5 protein-coding genes are annotated in these 5,409 nt (G+C 59.0%); all 5 read right to left on the reverse strand.

Going from position 1 to position 5,409, the window contains the following annotated elements:
* The coding region (tilS, locus tag FT726_RS25900; protein WP_346303701.1) for a tRNA lysidine(34) synthetase TilS at positions 1-1,109 on the reverse strand (1,109 nt) is incomplete at its 3' end.
* A gap of 54 nt (positions 1,110-1,163) precedes the next feature.
* On the reverse strand, positions 1,164-1,553 hold the full coding sequence (locus tag FT726_RS25905) for a VOC family protein (protein ID WP_058770579.1): 390 nt from the start codon (positions 1,551-1,553) through the stop codon (positions 1,164-1,166).
* 75 nt (positions 1,554-1,628) lie between these two features.
* Positions 1,629-3,779: a lysine decarboxylase LdcC gene (locus tag FT726_RS25910; RefSeq protein WP_058759535.1), complete on the reverse strand. Its 2,151-nt coding sequence runs from the start codon at positions 3,777-3,779 to the stop codon at positions 1,629-1,631.
* Positions 3,780-4,279: 500 nt separating this feature from the next.
* Positions 4,280-5,239, reverse strand: coding sequence for an acetyl-CoA carboxylase carboxyl transferase subunit alpha (gene accA / locus FT726_RS25915; RefSeq protein ID WP_021507476.1), 960 nt, complete (start codon positions 5,237-5,239; stop codon positions 4,280-4,282).
* A gap of 12 nt (positions 5,240-5,251) precedes the next feature.
* Positions 5,252-5,409: hypothetical protein (locus FT726_RS27695; protein ID WP_407075095.1), on the reverse strand; the 158-nt coding region annotated here is incomplete at its 5' end.

Consider the following 5,409-nt stretch of genomic DNA (forward strand, 5'->3'; position numbering starts at 1 on the left):
ACATGGTGATAGCCGTGGGCCTGAAAGCGCACAATAACCTGTTCATTCCCCGCCGGCTGGCGCAGTTCCGCCTGCGCCAGGCTGGCGCGTAGTTCACCCAGCCCATCAGGCAAAATTAATGGCTGCGTCAGCGGCTGCCAGGTTAGCGAGTGCTGACTCAGTGAGTGCTGTCGCGGCAGCCAGTAAAGCCGTTCCCGGTAGCGCCGCAGTTCGTGCGCGCCAAAGCGCAGACACGGCTGTGCATCTTCACGGCTGTGCATCACCTCATCGGTAATGCGCTGCAGCGCGTCGCGCGCGGGCATTGCACCACCGCGTTCGCCAATCCAGCGCCGCAGCAGCGCGTGCCGTCGCGCCTCGCTACAGGCCAGCAGCGGCGGAAAATGCAGCGCGCCCTGGGCATCGGTCAGTTGCGCCAGCTGCTCGCTGAGCAGCTCATCCAGCAGTTGCTCCTGCTCACCGCACAGCGCTGCGCTGCGGGCGCTGGCCGCGCTGAAGTGCGGCCAGCGCGCCTGCAGCAGCGGCAGCACCTCCTGGCGCAGGAAATTGCGATCGTAGCGGCGGTCAGCGTTGCTCTCATCGTCAATCCAGTCCAGCTGGTGCCCGACAGCGTAAGCTTCCAGCTGCTGACGGCTGAGGTTGAGCAACGGGCGCAGATGCCAGTGGCCGTTAACCTGCCGCTGCTGCGGCATCGCCGCCAGACCCGCCGGACCGCTACCGCGCTTCAGCGCCAGCAGCAGCGTTTCAGCCTGATCATCAACATGCTGAGCAGTAAGTAAGTACTCACCGGGTTGCAGGTGAGTGAACAGCGCCTGATAGCGCGCCGTGCGTGCCGCTGCTTCGATGCCGCCATCGCGAGCGTCCACCTGCACGCGCAGCACCTCGCAGGGAATGTGCCACTGCTGACACTGCTGCTGGCAGTGCGCCGCCCAGCGATCGGCGTTGGGGCTTAAACCATGATGCACGTGTAATGCGCGCACGCGCAGCTGCGGCTGCTGGCGTTGCCAGCTCACTAACTGATGCAGCAGAACGCTGGAATCGAGCCCGCCGCTGAATGCCAGCACGCAGCGGGCATCGGCTGGCAGCAGCGCAGCAAGATGAGAAAAGGACATGCACGCATTCCGTTGAGGTGAACCGCCGGATTGCGGCTCACTGCGCGCGCTATTTTACGCCTGATACAGCTCCAGCGGCAAACCGTCCGGATCGGGGAAGAAAGTACAGGCTTTACCGGTGAGAGCATCGATGCGGATCGGCTCGCACACCACGCCCTTTTCTGCCAGCGCGGCAACCGATTGTTCGACATCATCCACACAAAACGCCAGATGGCGCAGCCCGCACGCTTCCGGCCCGCTGACGCGCGGCGGCGGCGCAGGAAACGAGAACAGCTCAATGGTATAGACGCCATTAAGGCCAAGATCGCCTTTCCATGAGTCGCGCTCAGCGCGATAGTATTCGCCCAGTAGCTCAAAGCCCAGCACGTCGCAGTAAAACGCCTTACTGCGCTGATAATCGGTGGCAATAATGGCGATGTGGTGGATCTGTTTTATCTGCAGCATAGCGGCTCCGAAAGTATTCTGAGCCGCTTAGCCTACGTGCCCGGCGCGACGCTGAAAAGAGGCAATTATCTGAAGTTAGCGCGCAGGCTCGTCACGCAGCACGCGCACCAGATAGCGACCGTCGTCGGTGAGCGTGGCACCGTGAATATCCGTTTCAAAGCCGGGATAGTGCCGCCCGATGGTGCAGAGCATCAGCAGGAAATCCAGCACCGCCCGGCTCTGTTCGGTAATCATCTCGCCCGGCATCACCAGCGGCACGCCTGGCGGATAAGGCAGGATCATGTTGGCTGAAATCCTCCCGACCAACTCGCGAATGTCCACGGTTTCCACCAGTCCCTGCACCTGCCGCTGAAACGCCTGGTGCGGCGTCATCTTCATCTCCGGCAGAACGTCGAATGCCCGCAGCATCAGACGCGGCAAATCGTGCTGCAGGATCAGCTGGTGAATGCCCTGCGCCAGCGTCTGGATGCGCATGTTACGGTAGAAGTCAGGATCTTCAGCATAGAGATCCGGCAGCATATTTTTTACCCGCAGGTTGAGATCGTAGGCGCGTTTGAACTCCGTCAGTCCGCGCAGCACGCTCATCGCTTTGGTTTTATCGATGCCAATGCTGAACAGGAACAGCAGATTGTACGGCCCGGTCTTTTCCACCACGATGCCACGCTGGTCGAGGAATTTCGCCACCAGCGCGGCCGGAATGCCCTCTTCCGCCATCTGGCCCAGTTCGCTCATGCCCGGCGTGAGAATGGTGACTTTGATGGGATCGAGGTACATATGATCGCGATCGGCGTGGGTAAAGCCGTGCCACGCCTCGTCGCCTGGCTGAATCGGCCAGCATTCGGCTTCATCCACCTGCTCCGGCTGCCAGATATCAAAGAACCAGCCGTCAGACTCTTCGCGCAGCCGCTGGATCTCGCGGCGAAAATGCAGCGCGCGCTCCACCGAGCGATTAATCAGCCGCCGGCCCGGATTACCGCGCAGCATCGCCGCCGCGGTCTCAATCGAAGAGACGATCGCGTAGCTCGGCGAGGTGGTGGTGTGCATCATGTAGGCTTCGTTGAAGGTGTCGTGATCGTAATCGCCCTTGATGTGAATCAGCGACGCCTGTGAGAACGCCGCCAGCAGTTTGTGGGTCGACTGGGTTTCATAGATCACCTTGCCGGGGATGCGCTCGCCGCTCATGCCGCTTTTGCCGCTGTAGATAGGGTGAAAATTGGTGTAAGGCACCCAGGCGGAATCGAAATGGATGGACGGCACGTCCAGCGTCTGTTTGATGTATTGCGTGTTATACAGCAGACCGTCGTAGGTTGAGTTGGTGATCACCGCATGCACCGGCCAGCTGGCGCGCGGGGTATCGTTAACTTTCTGCTGGATGCTGTCGCGGGTGAATTCGCGCTTAGGGATGCCACCCAAAATGCCCAGCGCGTTGCGCGTTGGTTTGAGCCAGATGGGGATGATGTCGCTCATCATCAGCAGATGGGTCAGCGATTTGTGGCAGTTGCGGTCAATCAGCACCGTGCTGCCGGCCGGTGCGGCGTACATTCCGACGATTTTATTCGAGGTCGACGTGCCGTTGGTGACCATATAGCTCTGTTCAGCGCCAAAGGTGCGCGCCACATACTCTTCTGCTTCGAGGTGCGGACCGGTGTGATCGAGCAGCGAGCCCAGTTCGGTGACCGAGATCGAAACATCCGCTTTCAGCGTGTTGGCGCCGAAGAAATCATAGAACAGGCTGCCGACCGGGCTTTTCTGAAACGCTGTGCCGCCCATGTGGCCCGGCGTGCAGAAGGTGTATTTCCCCTCTTTGACGTAGGTGAACAGCGCTTTGGTCAGCGGCGGCATAATTTTGTCGATGTACTCATCGGTGTACTGCCGGATATGCAGTGCGATATCGTCAGCGGCGTTGAGGGCGTATTCGAAGAAGTGCAGCGCCATGCGCATTTCATTAATGCTGACATCCATCTGCGAATGGGTGTTGATGAAGGCATACAGCGGCAGCGATTCGTTGAGCTGATTGATGTCGCTGCATAGCGCCAGGCTGTAGTCGTCCCAGTCAAATATCACTCCGCAGACCCGCGGGTTGTGTTCGATCAGTTTCAGCAGGTCGCTGGCATTGTTGGGATAAACGGTCTGGAAACCCTGCAGCTTCAGCGCCGCGTCCAGTTCGCGAATCGGTTCATCTTTGTAGAACGCGCCGTGCGGTCCCATGATCGCAATAATATTCAATGCTCACCTCCTGTGGTGTTGTCGCACGGAATAAGGATAGCGAAAAGTGGCGGGTGAATGTTCCGGAATAGCGCCGTTATTGGCCTGATGTTTGCCAGCGATGCATCTCAGGTCGCCATGAATGGCGACCCTACAGGATCACTGTCGGTACTTTGTAGGGTGCGCATTAATGCGCACCGGTATAAATGCCGCACCTGCCGGGTAACTGCACTGTTTTATCAGGTCACCAAAAATGGCGACCCTACAGGATCACTGCCGGTTTTTCCCAGGGTGCGCATTGATGCGCACCGGTATAAGTGCCGCACCTGCGGGGTAACTGCGCGGTTTTTATCAGGTCGCCATGAATGGCGACCCTACAGGATCACTGCCGGCTTTTTGTAGGGTGCGCATTAATGCGCACCGGTATAAATGCCGCACCTGCGGGGGACTCAAGCCTGATCGCGGAAAACAGGCATAAAAAAAGCGGACCGGGGTCCGCTTCTGTGAAGGCTCTTCGGCGCTTACGCGTAGCCGTAGCTCATCAGGCGCTGATAGCGGCGGTTGAGCAGCTCTTCCGTGCTCAGCACATCGAGATCGGCCAGATCGGCCAGCAGCTGCTGCTTGAGCGCTGCCGCCATGTCCACCGGATGACGGTGCGCGCCGCCCAGCGGTTCCGGGATGATCGAATCGATCAGCTTCAGCTCTTTCAGACGCCCGGCGGTGATGCCCATCGCTTCTGCGGCGAGTGGCGCTTTGTCGGCGCTCTTCCACAGAATTGACGCACAGCCTTCCGGTGAGATCACCGAATAGGTGCTGTACTGCAGCATATTCACTTTATCGCCAACGCCAATCGCCAGCGCGCCGCCGGAGCCGCCTTCGCCGATCACGGTACAGATCACCGGGATCTTCAAACCGGACATCTCGCGCAGGTTGCGGGCAATCGCTTCAGACTGACCGCGCTCTTCCGCGCCCACGCCCGGATAGGCACCCGGCGTGTCGATGAAGGTGATCAGTGGCATCTTAAAGCGCTCGGCCATCTCCATCAGACGCAGTGCTTTACGGTAGCCCTCGGGTGCTGGCATACCGAAGTTACGCCGGATTTTCTCTTTGGTTTCGCGGCCTTTCTGATGGCCAATGACCATCACCGGACGCCCATCCAGACGAGCGATGCCGCCGACAATGGCTTTATCATCGGCATAGGCGCGGTCACCGGCCAGCTCGTCAAAATCGTCAAACGCATTGCGGACATAGTCCAGCGTATAAGGACGCAGCGGATGGCGCGCCAGCTGCGCAACCTGCCATGCACCCAAATCGGAGAAGATTTTACGGGTCAGCTCGACGCTTTTCTCGCGCAGACGCTGCACTTCTTCATCCAGATTAATATCGTGTTTCTCATCCGAACGACCAATCGATTTCAGCGAGTCGATTTTCGCTTCCAGTTCAGCGATTGGCTGTTCAAAATCCAGGTAATTAAGACTCATAATGTTCCTGTTTTAGTCAAACTCCAGTTCCACCTGCTCCGACCCTACTAACGACCGCAAATCGTTGAGTAAACGATCGCTGGGCGAAATACGCCACGCTGCACCAAAGCGCAGCTTCGCCCGCGCATCTGCTCTCTGATAATAGAGATGCACCGGAATGGTCCCGGAGC

Source organism: Pantoea sp. Morm (genome assembly GCF_016643525.1).
Taxonomy (GTDB): Bacteria; Pseudomonadota; Gammaproteobacteria; order Enterobacterales; family Enterobacteriaceae; genus Pantoea; species Pantoea dispersa.

Bases quoted from the DNA above. Each gene is read 5' to 3' on its own strand.
- FT726_RS25905 (WP_058770579.1), bottom strand. From the start codon at position 1,553: ATGCTGCAGATAAAACAGATCCACCACATCGCCATTATTGCCACCGAT.
- accA (WP_021507476.1), bottom strand. From the start codon at position 5,239: ATGAGTCTTAATTACCTGGATTTTGAACAGCCAATCGCTGAACTGGAA.